The sequence below is a fragment of the Nonomuraea sp. NPDC049695 genome, assembly GCF_040674955.1.
Classification (GTDB): Bacteria; Actinomycetota; Actinomycetes; order Streptosporangiales; family Streptosporangiaceae; genus Nonomuraea; species Nonomuraea helvata.
Genome location: NZ_JBFANV010000017.1, coordinates 1 through 18,140 on the forward strand (window position 1 = coordinate 1; position 18,140 = coordinate 18,140).

Consider the following 18,140-nt stretch of genomic DNA (forward strand, 5'->3'; position numbering starts at 1 on the left):
CAAGCAATATCCGTCAATCATGACGGGGTCATGCATGTGTATCTCATGCACTGGCTTTTAACACACTGTTGAGTTCTCAAGAAACGGACGCGTACATCCTTGCTCAAGCCTGCTGGCCTTCGCTCGGAGGCGTACCGTTCGTTTTCCTAAACTTTACCCAGTTTGCCGACTGCCTGTCAAATCCGAGGATTTGCTAGGAGCTGGTCATACCGGGCTAGGATGTTGCACCCCGTTTCCGGGGCAACCCTCACAACTTACCGTGTCATCCAGAGCTTGTCGAATCAACCGATTTTCCGGTGACTTCGGCACGCCCGACGATGACCTCGATGCCAGAGCACGCCGAAGCTGCTCCGCCGAGTGGCTCGTTATTTCAAAGGGCTTGCGCGGGGGCCCGTCCGCCTGAGCGGCGTCCGGCTCACTCCCGGCGCGAACAGAAACATTAGGTCGCGATCCGCGACACGTCAAATCGCCTCGACAAGCGGCCCGTCACCGCCCGGCTGAGGGCCGTCCGTCCACCCGAGCAGACGGGCAGGCGCCCTGAAGCGGACAGGCAGCAGGCACGCCGGACAGGCGGCTGGCAAATCGCGCAGATCAGGCAGAGTGCACCGGGCGGGGCACGCTGTGCGGACGGGCCGGCACGTCACAGCTCTCGGGCGACGCGGGCAATCGCCTCGCCGCACCGGGCCAGCAGGTGCCGCAGCGTCTCCCGCTCCTCCGCGCTGAACTCGGCCGCGATCGCCCGCTCGACCACCACGGCCCGCTCGTCCGCCGCCTCCAGCGCCGCACGCCCCGCCTCGGTCAGCCGGGCCTCCAGGACCTTGCGGTGCCAAGGGTGCGGTGAGCGCGTGATGAGCCCCTGCTCCTCCAGGTTCTTCAGCACGACGGTCATGGCCTGGGGCGTGACCAGGCACGCCCGCGCCAGCGCCGCGCCCGAGATCCCGGGGCTGCCGGCCAGCGCGAACAGTGCCGCGTACTGGGGAACAGTCAACCCCGCAGGCCGGATGGCGGCCTGTTTCGCGGCGATCAAGGCCTGCTCGGCACGCTTGATGTCCAGTCCGAGGCGTTCCTCCGCAGGCATCCCCATGTCGGGAATCGTACAACATTGATAGATATCAAGGTTTTGATATGTTGACGGCAATCGTTGTCGAGAAGGAGACGTGATGATTCCCGAGAGCCACTTGGACCTGCTGCAGCGGCCGCTGTTCGCCCACCTGGCGACGATCGGACCGGACGGAGCACCCAACGTGAATCCGGTCTGGACGATCTGGGACGGAGAGTACTTGCGGTTCACGACCACGACGGACCGCCGCAAGTACCGAAATGTCGTGGAAAATCCGCAGGTGGCGGTCTCCATCAACGATCCGGAGAAGCCGTACCGCTATGTGGAGATCCGTGGCGTGGTCGAGCGGGTCGACCCCGACCCCTCGGGCGACTTCTTCGACGTCCTGGCCAACCGCTACGGCCTGGAGTACGAGCGCCCGGTCGGCGACGCCGAGCGGCGGGTGGTGATCGTTATGAAGCCGACGCGCACCACCCAGCAGTAGCCCGCCGAACGCGTATCCTGCCCCGGTGACCACTGCCGCCACACTCGCTCCCCCAGCCCGTCCCGCCGAACGGCTCCGCACGTCCACCCCGTGGTGGATGGCATTGATCGCAGGGGCCGCGGCGTTCACGGGGACGGGTTCCGCCACCCTGAACGGCGACGAGCTGGCCACCATCAGCGCCGCCTCCCGGTCACTGCCGGGCATGTGGGAGCTGGCACGTCACATCGACGGGCACTTCCTCCCGTACTACCTGTTCATGCACCTCTGGGTGAAGGCGGGCACGGCGGAGCTGTGGCTGCGGCTGCCGTCGGCGGTGGGGATCGGCGTGGCGGCCTGGTTCCTGGTCGACCTGGGCCGGCGGCTGCACAGCACCCGGGCCGGGGTGATCGCCGCCGCGGTCTTCGCGATCCTGCCGTCGGTGGCCTACTTCGGGGCCTTCGCCAGGCCGTACGCGTTCGCCGCGGCCGCCGTCGTGTTCTCGTTCTGGGCGCTGCATCGGGCGATCGAGCGGCCGGATGGAAGAGGGTGGGTGGTGTACGGGGTGGCGGTCGCGCTCGTGTGCTGCACCCACCTCTTCGCCGTCCTGGTGCTCCCCGCCCAGCTGGCGCTGGCGCGCCGGGGCCGGGTGGTGCCGATGCTGGTGGCGCTCGCGGTCGGCTGCCTGCCCGCTGTCGTGCTGGGGCTGGTGGGGTTCGGGGAGCGGCACGCGATCAGCTGGATCCCGCAGCGCGGGCCCGAGGTGTGGCTGAAGTTTCCCAAGATGGCGGCTGGGGCGACCGGGCTCGGGGTGATGTTGTTCGCGATGGCTCTGGCCGGCGCGGTGCTGCTGTGGAGAGCGTCGCGCGACGACCGGCGGGCGTGGGTGTTCGCGCTGGCCGGATGGCTGGTCCTGCCTCCGGTGCTGCTGCTCGCGGTGTCGCGGCTCGTGACGCCCGTCTATGTGGATCGGTACCTCTTCGTGACCGCCCCCGCGCTCGCGCTGCTGGCCGGGCTGGCCCTGGCGTCCCTCCCCCGGCTCCACGTGGTGGCCGGGGTGGTGGTCGTGCTGCTGGGATGCGCACTCTCGTTCCAGGAGCATGTGACGGTACGCGAGGAGAACGGGCGGTTCGAGAACATCCCCTGGGCGCTGCGCGTCATCAAGGCCGAGCCCGATGACGCGATCGTCTACGGGCAGAGCCAGCTCCGCATCGGCTTCGAGTACTACGCCGACTCGCTGATGCCCGTCGACGTGCTCAAGGCAGGCGACGCGCCCTCGCCCGACGGGTTCGGGTATCCCGAGCGGTCCGATGTGGACGCCGCGTTGAAGGGGCGCGAACGGGTGTGGGTGGTCTGGCGCGGGAGCAAAGAGTCGGCGATCCCGCGGGCGGGGGACGTGGAGAAGGCGGAGTTCGAGCTCAGCGTGGCCAAGCACTCCACCGACCTGCCGGGGCTGACGGTGGCGCTGTTCACCCGCCGCTGAACGCGGAAGCGGGCCCCTCCGCTGGAAGAGCCCGCTGAGACGCGAAGTCAGCCGACCTCGACGCCGCCGATCGACTTCTTGCCGCGCCGGAGCACCATGTAGCGCCCCTGCAGCAGGTCGTCGGAGGTCGGAACGTACGCCTCGTCGGTGATCTTGACGTTGTTCAGGTAGGCCCCGCCCTCCTTCACGGCACGCCGGGCCGCCGACTTCGACTCCACCAGCCCGCTGTCGGCCATGAGGTCCACGAGCGGCGTCCCGAGTGCGGGAATCGTGGCCTTGGGCACCTCGGCCAGCGCGGCTCCGAGCGTCGAGGCGGGCAGGTCTTCCAGCGCGCCCTGGCCGAAGAGCGCCTTGGAGGCGGCCACGACCGCGTCGAGCTCCTGCTTCCCGTGCAGCAACTCGGTGAGGTCCTCGGCCAGCGTCCGCTGCGCCTCGCGGGCGAAGGGCCGCTCGGCGACGGCCTTCTCCAGGGCCTCGATCTCCTCGCGGCTCTTGAACGTGAACACCTTGAGGTAGTGGATCACGTCGCGGTCGTCGGAGTTGAGGAAGTACTGGTAGAAGGCGTAGGGCGAGGTCATCTCGGGGTCGAGCCAGAGCGCGCCGCCCGCCGTCTTGCCGAACTTGGTGCCGTCGGCCTTGGTGATCAGCGGCAGGGTGAGCGCGTGCACGTGCGCGCCCTCGATGCGGCGCACCAGGTCGGCTCCCGCCGTGATGTTGCCCCACTGGTCGCTGCCGCCGATCTGCAGCGTGCAGTTGTAGCGGCGGTGCAGCTCCAGGTAGTCGTTGGCCTGGAGGATCTGGTAGCTGAACTCGGTGTAGCTCAGCCCCTCGCCCTGCAGCCGCGCGGAGACCGACTCCCTGGCCAGCATGCGGTTGACCGGGAAGTGCTTGCCGATGTCGCGCAGGAAGTCGATGGCGCTCAGCTCTCCGGTCCAGTCGAGGTTGCTGACCATGAGGGCGGCGTTCGGCTGAGCATCGAAATCGAGGAAACGACCGACCTGCCCGCGCAGGCGCTCCACCCATTCGGCCACGACCTCGCTGGCGTTGAGCGAGCGCTCGGTGTTGCGTCCGCTCGGGTCGCCGATCAGGCCGGTGGCGCCGCCGACCAGGCCGATCGGGCGGTGCCCGGCCAGTTGCAGGCGGCGCAGCGTCAGCAGGGGTACGAAGTGGCCGACATGTAGAGAAGGGGCGGTCGGGTCGAAACCGGAATAGACCGTGATCGGTCCCTTGGCCATGGACGCGCGCAGGGCGTCGAGGTCGGTGGACTGAGCGATCAGCCCTCGCCACGCGAGGTCATCGAGAATGTCGGTCACGGTGCCGGCTTTCCATTGAGACGTTGGACATTAAGTATGACAAGCGTGCCCGATCGCCTGGGTTGACCGCCACTTGGATACGCTCTGTCTCCATGTGGAAGGTCCGTCGCGAGCTGGCCGTTTTCAAGATCTTAGGGGCTGTTGTGTGTGCCGGGCTCGCCGTCTACTGGTGGCTCGAGAGCGACCTGCGCGGCGTGATCCTGGCCGTTCCCGCGGCCGTGCTGGTCGGCGGGATGGGGCTGCGCGACCTCATCGCCCCCGTACGGCTGGCCGCCGACGAGAGCGGGATCACCGTGGTGCACGGGTTCGCGGGCAGGCGGCACGTGCCCTGGGAGGCGATCCAGGACGTCAAGGTGGACGTGCGCAGGCACTGGGGGCTGCGGAGCGAGATGCTCGAGATCGACACCGGCGACTATCTGCACATCTTCAGTCCTCACGAGCTGGGTGCCTCTCCCACGGAGGTGGCCGCGGCGTTGCGGCGGCGCGGGACGTGAGGGCGGTACGGCGACACGGTCGGGTCGCCGTCGATCCAGAACCGCCAAGGGGTGTCCTTGGCCGTCGAGATGCCGGTACGCGGGCCTGACCTGATCGACGCCGGGTCGGCCGGCAGGCCCTCCAGGACGGCGGCCGCCCCGTGGGGCACGCCGGTCAGCCGGCGGCCGACCGCGAAGGGCGCGTCGCCGGGGAGCGCCCGCGAGGAGTCCACGATCGCGTCGAGGCCGTTGTGCTCGCGGAGCAGGCCGAGGACGACGGCCAGCCTGGCGGGGCCGCGCCCGAGGTCCCGGTCGGGAATGGTCCTGCCGCGCGCCCCAGTGCCGTTGCCCGTGGCGGAGCGCCGGGCGCGGGCCTCCTCGAGGCCCGCCACCACCTCGCCCGCCCGCAGCAGCACGGCCGAGCCGAAGCCTTCGGGCAGGCAGACGAGGTTCGCGCAGAAGTGCATGCCGTACGTGAAGTACACGTACAGGTGTCCCGGCGGGCCGAACATGACGGCGTTGCGCGGCGTCTTGCCCCGGTAGGTGTGCGCCGCCGGGTCCTCGCCGGGGCCGCCGTACGCCTCGACCTCGGTCAGGCGTACGGCGACGGGACCGTGCACGAGCACGCGCCCGAGCAGGTCGGGTGCCACCTCGTGCGACGGCCGGTCGAAGAAGCTCCGCGGCAGCGCGGCGGGGCTCAGCTCCCCGCTGCCCATGCCGCCTGTGCGTCGACCGCTTCCCTGAGCGCGACGAGCTGGTCGCGTACGCGGTCGGGGGCGGTGCCTCCGTGGGCCTTGCGGGCGGCCAGGGCGCCGGGCACGCTGAGCACGCCGCGGACGTCGGGCGTCAGGTGCGGCGACACCTTGGCGAGCTCGTCGTCCGTGAGCTCGCCCAGGTCCTTGTCATTGACCTGGCACCACACCACGAGGTGGCCGACCGCCTCGTGGGCCTCACGGAAGGCGACCCCGCGGCGTACGAGCAGCTCGGCCAGGTCGGTGGCCAGCGCGAACCCGTCGGGGGCCGAGGCCTCCATGCGGGCGGTGTTGACCCGCATGGTCGCGACCAGCCCCGCCATCGCGGGCAGGACCAGCAGCAGGGTGTCGACCGCGTCGAAGACGGGCTCCTTGTCCTCCTGCAGGTCGCGGTTGTAGGTCAGCGGCAGGCCCTTGAGCGTGGTCAGCAGCGACATCAGGTTGCCGATCAGGCGGCCGGACTTGCCGCGGGCCAGCTCGGCGACGTCGGGGTTCTTCTTCTGGGGCATGATCGACGAGCCGGTGGAGTAGGCGTCGTCCATCTCGATCCAGCGGAACTCCTGCGAGGCCCACAGGACGATCTCCTCGCCCAGCCGCGACAGGTGCACGCCGATCATGGCCGCGTCGAACAGGAACTCCGCCGCGAAGTCGCGGTCGGCGACGGCGTCCATCGAGTTGGGCGCGGGGGCCGAGAAGCCCAGCTCCTCCGCCACGGCCTGCGGGTCGAGCGGCAGCGACGAGCCCGCGAGCGCGCCCGCGCCGAGCGGGGAGATCGCGGCGCGCTTGTCCCAGTCGGTGATCCGGTCGATGTCGCGGGTGAAGGCGTGGACGTGGGCCAGCAGCTGGTGGCCGAAGGACACCGGCTGAGCGTGCTGCAGGTGCGTCATGCCGGGCGCGGCCGTGTCGGCGTGCTGCTCGGCCTGGGACATGAGCGCGGTCTCCAGCTCGACCAGGCGGGAGACGACCGTGCGGGCGTGGTCGCGCAGGTAGAGGCGCAGGTCGGTGGCGATCTGGTCGTTGCGCGAACGCCCCGCGCGCAGCTTTCCGCCGAGCGAGCCGAGCCGCTCCAGCAGGCCGCGCTCCAGCGCGGTGTGCACGTCCTCGTCGGCGACCGTCGGCCGGAACTCGCCCTCCTTGCAGGCGCGCTCCAGGTCGTCGAGCGCGCCGATCATGCGCTCGAGCTCGTCGTCGCTCAGCAGCTCCGCCCTGTGCAGCACACGCGCGTGCGCCCTGGACGCGGCCAGGTCGTACGGCACGAGCCGCCAGTCGAAATGCACGCTCACCGACAGCCGGGCCAGCGCGTCGGACGGACCGCCTTCGAAGCGTCCGCCCCACAGCCGCATCGGCTTACCATCACTCACCGTCATCTCCTTTGTTACCGTTCCAATGGTCGCACCCGCTTCGGGACTCGTTGGCATCGTTCCTCGCTCTCTCCCCCCGAGCTCCTGTGCTCCGGCGCGACCATAGTGCACGTCACCCCTTCTTGGCGTCCCGCGCGGCGGCGATCTTAGCCGGTAGCGAGAAGAGCTGGACGAACCCCTTGGCCAGGGACTGGTCGAACGTGTCGCCGCTGTCGTACGTGGCCAGCGAGAAGTCGTACAGGGACTGCTCGGACCGGCGGCCGGTGACGGTGGCCTTGCCGGCGTGCAGAGTCATGCGGATGTCGCCGGAGACGTGCTGCTGCGCGTCGGCGATGAGCGCGTCGAGGGCGCTCCTGAGCGGCGAGAACCACAGGCCGTCGTAGACCAGCTCGCTCCACCGCTGGTCCACGCCGCGCTTGAAGCGGGCCAGGTCGCGCTCGACGGTGACGTTCTCCAGCTCCATGTGCGCGGTGATGAGCGCGATGGCGCCGGGCGCCTCGTACACCTCCCGCGACTTGATCCCGACGAGGCGGTCCTCGACCATGTCGATCCGGCCGACGCCCTGCGCGCCCGCGCGCCTGTTGAGCTCGTCGATGATCTGGTACGGCGTCAGCGCACGGTCGTCGATCTTGACGGGTACGCCCTGCTCGAAGGTGATGACGAGCTCGTCGGCGGCGCGCGGCTGGGACGGGTCGGCCGTGTAGGAGTAGACCTCCTCGGTGGGGCCGTTCCAGATGTCCTCGAGGAAGCCGGTCTCGACGGCGCGGCCCCAGAGGTTCTGGTCGATCGAGAACGGGTTCTTCTTCGACGTCTCGATGGGCAGGCCCTTGGCCTCGGCGTACTCGATGGCCTTGTCGCGCGTCCAGGCGAAGTCGCGGGCGGGCGCGACGACCCTGAGGCCGGGGGCGAGGGCGGCCAGGCCGGCCTCGAAGCGGACCTGGTCGTTGCCCTTGCCGGTGCAGCCGTGGGAGACGACCGTGCCGCCGAACCGCTTGGCCGCCGAAACCAGGTGCTTGACGATGAGCGGGCGCGACAGCGAGGAGACCAGCGGGTAGCGGTCCATGTAGAGGGCGTTGGCCCGCAGGGCGGGCACGCAGAAGTCGGCGGCGAACTCCTCCTTGGCGTCCACCACGATCGACTCGGCCGCGCCGCAGTCCATCGCCCGCTTCTGGATCGCCTCCATGTCCTCGCCGCCCTGGCCCAGGTCCACGGCGACGCAGATCACCTCGGCGTCCATCTTCTCGGCGAGGTACGGGATGGCGACCGAGGTGTCCAGGCCGCCGGAGTACGCGAGAACCACTCGTTCCGGCATTTCACTATCTCCAGGTACAAATCTCGATGCGGGGCGTTAACCGCGCCGGTCGGCCACCTTCAGCAGCGCCTCCGCGACGGCCTGGCCGCCTGTCGGATCGCGGCTGATGACGAGGATCGTGTCGTCGCCGGCGACCGTGCCGAGGATCGACTCCCAGTCGGCGTGGTCGATGGCGGAGGCCAGGAACTGGGCCGCGCCCGGAGGGGTGCGCACGATGACCAGGTTGGCCGAGGCTTCGGCGCCGACCAGCAGCTCCTCGGCGATGCGGTGCAGCCGCGCCGCCGGGGACTCGCCGGTGCCCAGCCTGGTGAGCGGGATCCGGCCGCCGCCCTCGCCGGGCAGCGCGTACACCAGGGACCCGTCGTCGGCGCGCAGCTTGAGCGCGCCCAGCTCGTCGAGGTCGCGCGAGAGCGTGGCCTGGGTGACCTCGACGCCGCTCTCGGCGAGCAGCTTGGCGAGCTCCGGCTGGGAGCGCACGGCCTTCCGCATCAGCAGGTCGGTGATCTTCGCCTGCCTTGCGGCCTTGGTCATCGGGATGGTCACCGGCGTGTCACCAGCCAATGGAGGAGTGCCTTCTGGGCGTGCAGCCGGTTCTCCGCCTGGTCCCAGACGACGCTCTTCGGGCCTTCGAGCACCTCTTCGGTGATCTCGTAGCCGCGGTAGGCCGGTAGGCAGTGCAGCACGATCGCGTCCGGTGCGGCGTGCTCGAGCAGCTCGGAGTTGACCTGGTACGGCTTGAGCACGGCCACCCGCTGCTCCTTGCCGTCCTGGCCCATCGACACCCAGGTGTCGGTGGCGATCACGTGCGCCCCCTGGACGGCGGCGACCGGGTCGGACAGCGCGATCACCGAGCCGCCGGTCCTGGCCGCGATGGCGGCCGCCTGGTCGAGGATGACCGCGTCCGGCTGGTAGCCGGCCGGGGCGGCGATGCGCACGTGCATGCCCGCGGTGGCGCCGCCGAGCAGGTAGGAGTGGGCCATGTTGTTGGCGCCGTCGCCCAGGTACGTGAGCGTGACCCCGGCGGTCCTGCCCAGCTTCTCCTGGACGGTCTGCAGGTCGGCGAGGATCTGGCAGGGGTGGAACTCGTCGGTGAGGGCGTTCACGACGGGCACCCGGGAGTGGGCGGCCATCTCGTCGATGAGCTCCTGCCCGGTGGTCCGCCAGACGATGGCGGCGACCTGCCGGTCGAGCACCCTGGCGAGGTCGGCGGTGGGCTCGCCGCGGCCCATGAGGACCGAGACGTTGTCCACGATCAGCGGCAGCCCGCCGAGCTCGCCGATGCCGGTGTGGAAGGAGAGGCGGGTGCGGGCCGACGGCTTGTCGAACAGGACGGCGACGCTCTGCGGGCCCTCGAACGGGCGGTAGCCGAAGCGGTCCTTCTTCATGGCCGCGGCGAGGTCGAGGACCTCGGCCTGCTCGGCGGGCGTGAGGTCGTCGTCCCTCAGGAAGTGCCTGGTGGTCATTTGGCCGCCTCCGTGAGGATCGACGGGTACGCGGCCACGAAGGCGTCGATCTCCTCCGCCGTGACGACGAGCGGCGGCGCGAGGCGCACCGCGTCCGGCTGGAGGGCGTTGACCAGGAAGCCGGCGCTCTGGGCGGCCTTCTGGACCTGCGCCGCGCGGGGCTCGGTCAGCACGGTGGCCAGCCACAGCCCGCGCCCGCGTACGCCCTTCAGCAGCGGATGACCGACCGACTCCAGGCCGGCGCGCAGCCGCGCGGAGGCCGATCTGACGTGGTCGAGGTCGAGGTTGTCGAGCACGGCCAGCGCCGCGGCGCACGCCACCGGGTTGCCGCCGAACGTCGAGCCGTGGTCGCCCTTGGCGAACAGCTTGCCCGCGTCGCCGAACCCGATGCACGCGCCGATCGGCAGCCCGCCGCCCAGCCCCTTGGCCAGGGTCAGGATGTCGGGGGTCACGCCGTCGGCCTGGTGGGCGAACCAGTGACCGGTACGGCCGATCGCGGACTGGATCTCGTCGGCCACCAGCAGGGCGCCGGTCGAGTCGCAGATCTCGCGGGCCGCCTCGAAGTAGCCGTCGGGCGGCGGCACGACACCGGCCTCGCCCTGGGTGGGCTCCAGGAACACCGCGATGCAGTCGCCGGTCACGGCGTCCTTGAGCGCGTCGGCGTCGCCGTACGGGACGAAGCGGACGTCGATCGGGAACGGGCCGAACTGGTCGCGGATGGACGCCTTGCCGGTCAGTGACAGGGCGCCGATCGTGCGGCCGTGGAAGCCGTTCTCGGCGGCGACGAAGTAGGAGCGGCCCTCGCGCTTGCCGTACTTGACGGCGAGCTTGTACGCGGCCTCGTTGGCCTCGGTGCCGGAGTTGGCGAAGAAGATCTTGGCCGGGGAGTTCAGCAGCGCGAGGAGCTTCTCGGCGAGCAGCACCTCCGGCTCGTGCAGGAACAGGTTGCTGGTGTGCGCGATCTTGGCGACCTGCGTGGAGACGGCCTCGACCAGGGCGGGGTGGGCGTGACCGAGCGAGCTGGTCGCGATGCCGCCGATGAAGTCGAGATACTGCCTGCCGTCCACGTCCCAGACGCGGGTGCCCTCGCCTCGTGCCAGCGCGACCGGCGGGACGCCGTAGTTGGGCATGAAGGCTTGCTCGAACCTGTCGAAAAGGCTCATCAGGGCATCACCATCGTTCCGATTCCCTCATTGGTGAAGATTTCCAGCAGCAGTGAGTGTGGCACGCGGCCGTCGAGCACGTGGGCCTGCGGGACGCCGCCCTGGACCGCGGTCAGGCAGGCCTCCATCTTGGGGACCATGCCGCTCGACAGCGTGGGCATGAGCGTCTCCAGCTCGTCGGCGGAGAGCAGGTCGATCACGTCGGTGTCGTCGGGCCAGTTGGCGTACAGGCCCTCGACGTCGGTGAGGACGATCAGCTTCTGCGCCTCGAGCGCCACGGCCAGCGCGGCGGCGGCGGTGTCGGCGTTCACGTTGTAGATCTCCCCGTCGTCTCCGCGCGCCACGCTGGAGATGACCGGGATGCGGCCGTCGTCGATGAGCGCACGCACGGCGCCGGGCTCGACCTTGATGATCTCGCCGACCTGGCCGATGTCCACGGGCTCGCCGTCCACGATCGCCTGCTTGCGCACGGCGGTGAACAGGTGGGCGTCCTCGCCGGACATGCCGACGGCGAACGGGCCGTGCCGGTTGACCAGGCCCACGATGTCGCGGTTGACCTGGCCGGTGAGCACCATCCTGACGACCTGCATGGCCTCCGGCGTGGTGACCCGCAGCCCGGCGGTGAACGTGGACTCGATGCCCAGCTTGTCGAGCGCGCTGCTGATCTGCGGGCCGCCGCCGTGCACGACGACCGGGCGCAGGCCCGCGTGGCGCAGGAAGACGATGTCCTCGGCGAAGCCCTCCTTGAGCGACTCGTCGATCATGGCGTTGCCGCCGTACTTGATGACGACGGTCGCGCCGTGGAAGCGGGTCAGCCAGGGCAGCGCCTCGATCAGCGCGCCGGCCTTGGCCTGTGCGGTGGTGGCCCTCATGAGGAGTACGCCGAGTTCTCGTGGACGTACTCGGCCGTCAGGTCCGTGGTGTGGACGGTCGCGGTGTGCGGGCCGGCCGACAGGTCGATGGTGATCGTCACGTCTCTGGGGCGCATGTCGACCTTGGAGCGGTCGTCGCCGACCGCGCCGCCGCGGCAGATCCAGATGCCGTTGATGGCCACGTTCAGGCGGTCGGGCTCGAACACCGCGTCGGTGGTGCCGACGGCGGCCAGGACGCGGCCCCAGTTGGGGTCCTCGCCGTGGATGGCGCACTTGAGCAGGTTGGAACGGGCGACCGTGCGGCCGACCTTGACCGCGTCGTCCTCCGAGGCGGCGCCGATCACCTCGATGGCGATGGCCTTGGAGGCGCCCTCGGCGTCCACCAGGAGCTGCCTGGCCAGGTCGGCGCAGACCTCCTGGACCCTCTGCTCGAACTCGGCGAGGTCCGGCTTGACCCCGGCGGCCCCGCTGGCCAGCAGGAGCACCGTGTCGTTGGTGGACATGCAGCCGTCGGTGTCGAGGCGGTCGAACGTCGTGGCGGTGGCCTTGCGCAGCGCGGCGTCGAGCTCCTCGTCGGTCAGCTCGGCGTCGGTGGTGATCACGCAGAGCATGGTGGCCAGGGCCGGGGCGAGCATGCCGGCGCCCTTGGCCATCCCGCCCACCATGTAGCCGCTGCCCCGCCGGAACGAGATCTTGGAGACGGTGTCCGTGGTGCGGATGGCGTCGGCGGCGGCCAGGCCGCCGTCGCGGGAGAGCTGGGTCGAGGCCGTCTCGACACCGGACAGCAGCGCGTCCATGGGCAGCCGCTCGCCGATCAGGCCGGTCGAGCAGACCGCGACCTCGCCCGCGGAGTCCTGGAGCACCTCGGCCACCTTCTCGGCGGTGGCGTGGGTGTCCTGGAAGCCCTCGGGACCGGTGCAGGCGTTGGCGCCGCCGGAGTTGAGCACCACGGCTCGCAACCGCCCGCCCGCCAGGACCTGCTGCGACCAGAGCACGGGGGCGGCCTTCACGCGGTTGGCGGTGAAGACGCCCGCGGCGGCCCTGCTGGGCCCGTCGTTGACGACGAGGGCGAGGTCGCGGGCGCCGCCGGACTTGATCCCGGCGGCGACGCCCGCGGCCCTGAAACCGAGTGGAGCAGTAACACTCACGGAGAGACTCCTGTCATGGGGAGGCCGAGCTCTTCGGGGAGGCCGAGTGCGAGGTTCACGCTCTGGACGGCGCCTCCGGCCGTGCCTTTGGTGAGGTTGTCGATGGCGATGACGGCGACCACGCGCCCCGCGCGCTCGTCGAGCGTCACCTGCAGGGCGGCGGTGTTGGCGCCGTAGGTCATGGAGGTGGCCGGCCAGACGCCCTCGGGCAGGAGCTTGACGAACGGCTCCTCCTTCAGCGCGACCTCGTACGCCGTGCGCAGCGACTCCTTGGTGACGCCCGGCGCGGCGGGAGCGCTGCAGGTGGCGAGGATGCCGCGGCTCATGGGGGCCAGCGTCGGCGTGAACGAGACGCGCACGGGGGTCCCGGCGACGGCCGACAGGCCCTGCTCCATCTCGGGGGTGTGCCGGTGGACGCCGCCCACGCCGTACGCGCTGACGGAGCCCATGACCTCGCTGCCGAGCAGGTTGGGCTTGAGCGACTTGCCGGCGCCGCTGGTGCCGCTGGCGGCCACCACGACCACCTCCGGCTCGGCCAGCCCCGCGGCGAAGGCGGGCGACAGGGCGAGCAGGACGGAGGTCGGGTAGCAGCCGGGCACCGCGATGCGGGTGGCCGCCCTGAGGATCTCCCGCTGACCGGGCAGCTCGGGCAGGCCGTAGGGCCATGAGCCGGCGTGCTCGCCGCCGTAGAACTCCTGCCAGGCCGCTGGGTCGATGAGCCGGTGGTCGGCGCCGCAGTCGACCACCACCGTCTCATCGCCCAGCTGGGCGGCGACGGCGGCCGAGTGGCCGTGCGGCAGGGCCAGGAAGACGACGTCGTGGCCGGCCAGCGTGTCGGCGGAGGTGTCCTCGATGACCCGGTCGGCCAGCTGCGGCAGGTGGGGCTGGTGGCTGCCGAGACGGCTGCCCGCGCTCGATGCCGCGGTGAGCGCGCCGATCTCGAACTCGGGGTGGCCGAGCAGGATGCGCAGCAACTCACCGCCTGCGTAGCCGCTGGCTCCCGCGATCGCTGCCCTCATCAAACCCCTCCTGCATGTTCATGCATCACATCTCATGACCTTGCTGTTGAAGATAATGCACTGCAGAGGATGAACATGCAAGTCAGGGTGCACTACCCCCAGTCCGTTGCAAGTGAACGACAAAGGGGCTGGGACAGGATCGGCGCATGACCGAATACGTGCCCGATCTCTCATTCGTGACCCCTGACAGAAGGGGTCGCGGCCCCGGACCGGTGGGCCGGGTCGTCCTGGTGCTGCTCTGGCTGGCGATCGGCGTGCTGCCGTCGGTCCTCGCGGTCCCGGACCTCCGGCTCGCCACCGGCCGGACGGGGACGCCGGGCACGTTGCGGGTCGTCTCGTGTGCGGATCTGGGCCAGGGCCGGTACGACTGCAGGGGACGGTTCACGCCCGACTCGGGCGGGCCGGTCGTGGAGGTGGCGGCCTCGCCCGACTCCGACGCGGGCGACGTGACGCGGGCCCGGCTCACGCCGGAGGGCGACCGCGCGGTACCGGCCGGGACGAAGGGGGTGCTGGCGGCCCTGACGTTGCCGGCGGTCGGGTTCGGCGGGCTGGGATTCCTGCCGTACGTGATCATGTACTGGGCGGGCGCGCGCAGGCGGCGGGCCGCCGTGACCGGGGGTGTCCTGGTCACGGCGGCCGGAGCCGCGCTGGCGGTGATCGGGATGGTGGCGGCCTACTCCTGAGTTGTCAGCGCAGGAACGCCGCGGCGACACCCGCGTCCACGGGGATGTGCAGGCCCGTGGTGTGGGTGAGGTCGCTGCCGGTGAGGGCGAAGACGGCGGCGGCCACGTGCTCGGGCAGGACCTCGCGCTTGAGCAGGGTGCGCTGCGCGTAGAACTCGCCGAGCTTCTCCTCCTCCACCCCGTAGACGGCCGCCCGGTTGGCGCCCCAGCCGGAGGCGAAGATGCCGGAGCCGCGTACGACGCCGTCGGGGTTGATGCCGTTGACGCGGACGCCGTGCGGACCGAGCTCGGCGGCCAGCAGCCGCACCTGGTGCGCCTGGTCGGCCTTGGCGGCGCCGTAGGCGACGTTGTTCGGGCCGGCGAAGACGGCGTTCTTGGAGGAGATGTAGACGATGTCGCCGCCCATGCCCTGGTTGATCAGCACCCGGGCCGTCTCGCGCGCGACCAGGAACGAGCCCCTGGCCATCACGTCGTGCTGCAGGTCCCAGTCGTCGAGCGTGGTCTCGAGCAGCGAGCGGGACAGCGACAGGCCGGCGTTGTTGACGACCAGGTCGACGCCGCCGAACGCCAGCACCGCCGCGCGTACCGCCTCGGCGATCTGCTCCTCCGAGGTGACGTCCACGCCGACCGCCACCGCGACGTCCGACACGCGGTACGCGGCCGCGCCGATCTCCGCGGCGATCTTCTCCGCGGCGGCCACGTCGCGGTCGGCGACCACCACGCAGGCGCCCTCGGCGGCCAGGCGGCGGGCGGTGGCCGCGCCGATGCCCGAGCCGCCGCCGGTCACCAGCGCGACGCGGGTCGCGAGGGGCTTGGGCTTGGGCATGCGGCGGAGCTTGGCCTCCTCCAGCTCCCAGTACTCGATGCGGAACTTCTCCGACTCGGGGATGGGCGCGTAGGTGGAGACCGACTCGGCGCCGCGCATGACGTTGATGGCGTTGACGTAGAACTCGCCGGCCACGCGGGCGGTCTGCTTGTCCTTGCCGAACGAGAACATGCCGACGCCCGGCACCAGCACGATCGCCGGGTCGGCGCCCCGGATGGCCGGGGAGTCGGGGGTGGCGTGCCGGTTGTAGTAGGCGGTGTAGTCCTCGCGGTAGGCGGCGTGCAGCTCGCGGAGCCGTTCGACGGCCTGCTCCACGGGCGCGTCCGGCGGCAGGTCGAGCACCAGCGGCGCGACCTTGGTCCGCAGGAAGTGGTCGGGGCAGGACGTGCCCAGGGCCGCCAGGCGCGGGTGCTCGGCGCGGGAGACGAAGTCCAGCACCTCCGGCGTGTCGGTGTAGTGGCCGACGACGCGGACGTCGGTGGAGGCCAGGCCCCTGATGTAGGGGAACAGGGCGGCGGCGCGCTCGCGGCGCTCCGCCTCCGGCAGGGTCTCGTAGATCACCGAGCCGAACGGGTCGGGGCGGCCGTGCTCGGCCAGGTACGCCTCCGCGGCGCGGATGATCTCCAGCGAGCGCGACTCGCACTCCTCCGACGTGGCGCCCCAGGCGGTGATGCCGTGACCGCCGAGGATACAGCCGATGGCCTGCGGGTTGGCCTCCTTGATGGCGGCGATGTCCAGGCCGAGCTGGAACCCGGGCCGCCGCCACGGCACCCACACCACCCGGTCGCCGAAGACGCGCCTGGTCAGCTCCTCGCCGTCGGCCGCGGTCGCGAGCGCGATCCCGGCGTCCGGGTGCAGGTGGTCGACGTGCCCGGCCTCGACCAGGCCGTGCATGGCGGTGTCGATCGACGGCGCGGCCCCGCCCTTGCCGTGCAGGCAGTAGTCGAACGCAGCGACCATCTCGTCCTCGCGCTCCACGCCCGGGTAGACGCCCTTGAGCGCGCGCAGCCGGTCGAGGCGGAGCACGGCGAGCCCCGACTCCTTCAGCGTGCCGAGGTCGCCGCCGGAGCCCTTGACCCAGAGCAGCTCGACCTCCTCGCCGGTGACCGGGTCGGGCGCGGCGCCCTTGGCCGAGGTGTTGCCGCCCGCGTAGTTGGTGTTGCGCGGGTCGGCGCCCAGGCGGTGCGAGCGTTCCAGCAGTTCCCTGATGACTTCCATGATTGCTCAGGCCCCCCAGCCGGCCTGGTTGCCGCCGACGCGCTCGGCGGCGATCTTCTCGAAATATCCGGACTTGGCGTACGCGGCCATCGGGTCGGGCGCCAGGCCCGACTCCTCACGCAGCTCGGCGAGGAGCGGCCGCACGTCGGTGTTGAAGGCGTCCATGAACACGGCGTTCGCGCCCAGCACGTCGCCCTCGGACTGCGCAGCGGCCAGCGCCTCGCGGTCCACGAGCAGGGCCTTGGCGGTGGCCTCCTGGACGTTCATGACGGAGCGGATCTGGCCCGGGATCTTGGGCTCGATGTTGTGGCACTGGTCCAGCATGAACGCCACACCGGTCTCGGGGTCGAGGCCGCCGCCGCGTACCACCTCGAACATGATGCGGAAGAGCTGGAACGGGTCCGCCGCCCCCACCATGAGGTCGTCGTCGGCGTAGAAGCGGGAGTTGAAGTCGAACCCGCCGAGCTTGCCCTCGCGCAGCAGGAACGCCACGATGAACTCGATGTTGGTGCCCGGCGCGTGGTGCCCGGTGTCCACCACGACCTGCGCCTTGGGGCCGAGCTTGACGCAGTGGGCGTACGCGGTGCCCCAGTCGGGCACGTCGGTGGCGTAGAAGGCGGGCTCGAAGAGCTTGTACTCCAGCAGGAAGCGCTGGCCCTCGCCGAGCCGGTCGTACACCTCGGCCAGCGACTCGGCCAGGCGGTCCTGGCGGGACCTGATGTCGTCCTGGCCCGGGTAGTTGATGCCGTCCGAGAACCAGAGCTTGAGCGTGTCGGAGCCGGTGGCGTCCATGATGTCCACGCACTCCAGCAGGTGGTCGGTCGCCTTGCGGCGCACCCGCGCGGAGGGGTTGGTGACGCTGCCGAGCATGTAGTCGTCGTCCTGGAAGACGTTGGAGTTGATGGCTCCGATGCCCACTCCCAGGTCACGGGCGTGCCTGGCCAGGTCGGCGTAGTCGTCCACCTTGTCCCACGGGATGTGCAAAGCGACCGTGGGGGCGATGCCGGTGAAGGCGTGCACCTGAGCGGCGTCGGCAAGCTTCTCGTACGGGTCGCGCGGCACACCCTGCTGCGTGAACACCTTGAACCTCGTGCCGCTGTTGCCGTACGCCCAGGACGGCGTCTCGATGTGCTGCGCCCGCAGCGCGGCCTTGATGTCAGTCATTACTCCCCGTTCAGTCCAGGTGGAAAACTTCGTCCAGCGGGTGCATGCCCTCGTCGGGCCGCCCGTCGAGGCTCTCGAAGAACGGCGCCATCTCGGCCTGCCAGCGGGCGTTGACCTCGGTCTCGGCCATCGCCTTCTTGGCGGCCTCGAAGTCCTCGGTCTCCAGGTAGCCGACGAGGAGGCCGTCGTCCCTGAGGAAGAGTGAGTAGTTGTGCCAGCCGGTACGCGCGAGCGCCTCTCGCATCTCCGGCCAGACGTCTCGGTGGCGTTCGCGGTACTCCGCCAGCCGCTCTGGGCGGACTTTCAGCAGGAAGCAGACGCGTTGCACTGACACTCCCTTCAAAACGTTTTAATCCTTCGTGCAGGAAAC

The 18,140-nt window shown here is 70.5% G+C and carries 18 protein-coding genes; 4 read left to right on the forward strand and 14 right to left on the reverse strand.

The genetic code is table 11. The features are described from left to right. Window positions 1-640 precede the first annotated feature (640 nt). Window positions 641-1,084 carry a MarR family transcriptional regulator gene (locus tag AB0J64_RS17230; protein ID WP_364027496.1) on the reverse strand — a complete coding sequence of 148 codons (444 nt, stop codon included), beginning with the start codon at window positions 1,082-1,084 and terminating at the stop codon, window positions 641-643. 76 nt (window positions 1,085-1,160) lie between these two features. Between AB0J64_RS17230 and AB0J64_RS17235 the strand changes: the two genes are divergently transcribed. Beyond that, window positions 1,161-1,544, forward strand: coding sequence for a PPOX class F420-dependent oxidoreductase (locus AB0J64_RS17235; RefSeq protein ID WP_344995007.1), 384 nt, complete (start codon window positions 1,161-1,163; stop codon window positions 1,542-1,544). Between the two features lie 25 nt (window positions 1,545-1,569). Further along, a complete protein-coding gene (locus AB0J64_RS17240; RefSeq protein ID WP_364027503.1) occupies window positions 1,570-3,003 on the forward strand; it encodes a glycosyltransferase family 39 protein in 1,434 nt (477 codons plus the stop codon). A 47-nt stretch (window positions 3,004-3,050) separates the two neighbouring features. On the opposite strand, the gene tyrS is transcribed toward AB0J64_RS17240, so the two are convergent. Then, window positions 3,051-4,316 (reverse strand): tyrosine--tRNA ligase, encoded by a 1,266-nt coding sequence (gene tyrS / locus AB0J64_RS17245; RefSeq protein WP_364027506.1) that lies wholly within the window; start codon window positions 4,314-4,316, stop codon window positions 3,051-3,053. A 92-nt stretch (window positions 4,317-4,408) separates the two neighbouring features. Between tyrS and AB0J64_RS17250 the strand changes: the two genes are divergently transcribed. After that, window positions 4,409-4,810, forward strand: coding sequence for a PH domain-containing protein (locus AB0J64_RS17250; RefSeq protein ID WP_364027508.1), 402 nt, complete (start codon window positions 4,409-4,411; stop codon window positions 4,808-4,810). On the opposite strand, the gene AB0J64_RS17255 is transcribed toward AB0J64_RS17250, so the two are convergent. From AB0J64_RS17255 to argC, 9 genes are all read right to left on the reverse strand, one after another. Beyond that, on the reverse strand, window positions 4,750-5,505 hold the full coding sequence (locus AB0J64_RS17255; protein ID WP_364027510.1) for a DNA-3-methyladenine glycosylase: 756 nt from the start codon (window positions 5,503-5,505) through the stop codon (window positions 4,750-4,752). The genes AB0J64_RS17250 and AB0J64_RS17255 overlap by 61 nt on opposite strands. After that, a complete protein-coding gene (gene argH, locus AB0J64_RS17260) occupies window positions 5,487-6,908 on the reverse strand; it encodes an argininosuccinate lyase (protein WP_364027513.1) in 1,422 nt (473 codons plus the stop codon). Before argH ends, AB0J64_RS17255 begins: the two co-directional genes overlap by 19 nt. Before the next feature lie 106 nt (window positions 6,909-7,014). Further along, window positions 7,015-8,214, reverse strand: a complete 1,200-nt coding sequence (locus AB0J64_RS17265) for an argininosuccinate synthase (RefSeq protein WP_364027516.1) — start codon at window positions 8,212-8,214, stop codon at window positions 7,015-7,017. Between the two features lie 36 nt (window positions 8,215-8,250). Beyond that, window positions 8,251-8,745, reverse strand: coding sequence for an arginine repressor (locus AB0J64_RS17270; RefSeq protein WP_357621126.1), 495 nt, complete (start codon window positions 8,743-8,745; stop codon window positions 8,251-8,253). An 8-nt stretch (window positions 8,746-8,753) separates the two neighbouring features. Beyond that, window positions 8,754-9,677, reverse strand: a complete 924-nt coding sequence (gene argF, locus AB0J64_RS17275) for an ornithine carbamoyltransferase (protein WP_364027519.1) — start codon at window positions 9,675-9,677, stop codon at window positions 8,754-8,756. Next, on the reverse strand, window positions 9,674-10,840 hold the full coding sequence (locus AB0J64_RS17280; protein ID WP_364027522.1) for an acetylornithine transaminase: 1,167 nt from the start codon (window positions 10,838-10,840) through the stop codon (window positions 9,674-9,676). Before AB0J64_RS17280 ends, argF begins: the two co-directional genes overlap by 4 nt. Then, a complete protein-coding gene (gene argB / locus AB0J64_RS17285; protein WP_364027525.1) occupies window positions 10,840-11,712 on the reverse strand; it encodes an acetylglutamate kinase in 873 nt (290 codons plus the stop codon). Before argB ends, AB0J64_RS17280 begins: the two co-directional genes overlap by 1 nt. Next, window positions 11,709-12,860, reverse strand: coding sequence for a bifunctional glutamate N-acetyltransferase/amino-acid acetyltransferase ArgJ (argJ, locus tag AB0J64_RS17290; RefSeq protein ID WP_364027528.1), 1,152 nt, complete (start codon window positions 12,858-12,860; stop codon window positions 11,709-11,711). The genes argB and argJ overlap by 4 nt, the downstream gene beginning before the upstream one ends. Further along, window positions 12,857-13,879, reverse strand: coding sequence for an N-acetyl-gamma-glutamyl-phosphate reductase (gene argC / locus AB0J64_RS17295; RefSeq protein WP_364027531.1), 1,023 nt, complete (start codon window positions 13,877-13,879; stop codon window positions 12,857-12,859). Before argC ends, argJ begins: the two co-directional genes overlap by 4 nt. 146 nt (window positions 13,880-14,025) lie before the next feature. On the opposite strand from argC, the gene AB0J64_RS17300 reads away from it, so the two are divergent. Further along, window positions 14,026-14,562: a hypothetical protein gene (locus AB0J64_RS17300; protein WP_364027534.1), complete on the forward strand. Its 537-nt coding sequence runs from the start codon at window positions 14,026-14,028 to the stop codon at window positions 14,560-14,562. Between the two features lie 4 nt (window positions 14,563-14,566). Here the strand turns inward: AB0J64_RS17300 and AB0J64_RS17305 are convergent, their stop codons facing one another. The 3 genes from AB0J64_RS17305 to AB0J64_RS17315 are packed head-to-tail and all read right to left on the reverse strand — an operon-like array spanning window position 14,567 to window position 18,098. Continuing rightward, a complete protein-coding gene (locus tag AB0J64_RS17305; RefSeq protein WP_364027537.1) occupies window positions 14,567-16,606 on the reverse strand; it encodes a bifunctional aldolase/short-chain dehydrogenase in 2,040 nt (679 codons plus the stop codon). A gap of 6 nt (window positions 16,607-16,612) precedes the next feature. Next, window positions 16,613-17,770, reverse strand: a complete 1,158-nt coding sequence (gene rhaI / locus AB0J64_RS17310; RefSeq protein ID WP_364027540.1) for an L-rhamnose isomerase — start codon at window positions 17,768-17,770, stop codon at window positions 16,613-16,615. A 10-nt stretch (window positions 17,771-17,780) separates the two neighbouring features. After that, a complete protein-coding gene (locus AB0J64_RS17315) occupies window positions 17,781-18,098 on the reverse strand; it encodes an L-rhamnose mutarotase (RefSeq protein ID WP_364027543.1) in 318 nt (105 codons plus the stop codon). Window positions 18,099-18,140: the final 42 nt, after the last annotated feature.

What these genes read in the sequence shown, in the direction of transcription:
- AB0J64_RS17230 (WP_364027496.1), bottom strand. Translation starts at nt 1,084, where the DNA reads ATGGGGATGCCTGCGGAGGAACGCCTCGGACTGGACATCAAGCGTGCC.
- AB0J64_RS17235 (WP_344995007.1), top strand. Translation starts at nt 1,161, where the DNA reads ATGATTCCCGAGAGCCACTTGGACCTGCTGCAGCGGCCGCTGTTCGCC.
- AB0J64_RS17250 (WP_364027508.1), top strand. Translation starts at nt 4,409, where the DNA reads ATGTGGAAGGTCCGTCGCGAGCTGGCCGTTTTCAAGATCTTAGGGGCT.
- AB0J64_RS17255 (WP_364027510.1), bottom strand. Translation starts at nt 5,505, where the DNA reads ATGGGCAGCGGGGAGCTGAGCCCCGCCGCGCTGCCGCGGAGCTTCTTC.
- argH (WP_364027513.1), bottom strand. Translation starts at nt 6,908, where the DNA reads ATGACGGTGAGTGATGGTAAGCCGATGCGGCTGTGGGGCGGACGCTTC.
- AB0J64_RS17265 (WP_364027516.1), bottom strand. Translation starts at nt 8,214, where the DNA reads ATGCCGGAACGAGTGGTTCTCGCGTACTCCGGCGGCCTGGACACCTCG.
- AB0J64_RS17270 (WP_357621126.1), bottom strand. Translation starts at nt 8,745, where the DNA reads ATGACCAAGGCCGCAAGGCAGGCGAAGATCACCGACCTGCTGATGCGG.
- argF (WP_364027519.1), bottom strand. Translation starts at nt 9,677, where the DNA reads ATGACCACCAGGCACTTCCTGAGGGACGACGACCTCACGCCCGCCGAG.
- AB0J64_RS17280 (WP_364027522.1), bottom strand. Translation starts at nt 10,840, where the DNA reads ATGAGCCTTTTCGACAGGTTCGAGCAAGCCTTCATGCCCAACTACGGC.
- argB (WP_364027525.1), bottom strand. Translation starts at nt 11,712, where the DNA reads ATGAGGGCCACCACCGCACAGGCCAAGGCCGGCGCGCTGATCGAGGCG.
- argC (WP_364027531.1), bottom strand. Translation starts at nt 13,879, where the DNA reads ATGAGGGCAGCGATCGCGGGAGCCAGCGGCTACGCAGGCGGTGAGTTG.
- AB0J64_RS17300 (WP_364027534.1), top strand. Translation starts at nt 14,026, where the DNA reads ATGACCGAATACGTGCCCGATCTCTCATTCGTGACCCCTGACAGAAGG.
- AB0J64_RS17305 (WP_364027537.1), bottom strand. Translation starts at nt 16,606, where the DNA reads ATGGAAGTCATCAGGGAACTGCTGGAACGCTCGCACCGCCTGGGCGCC.
- rhaI (WP_364027540.1), bottom strand. Translation starts at nt 17,770, where the DNA reads ATGACTGACATCAAGGCCGCGCTGCGGGCGCAGCACATCGAGACGCCG.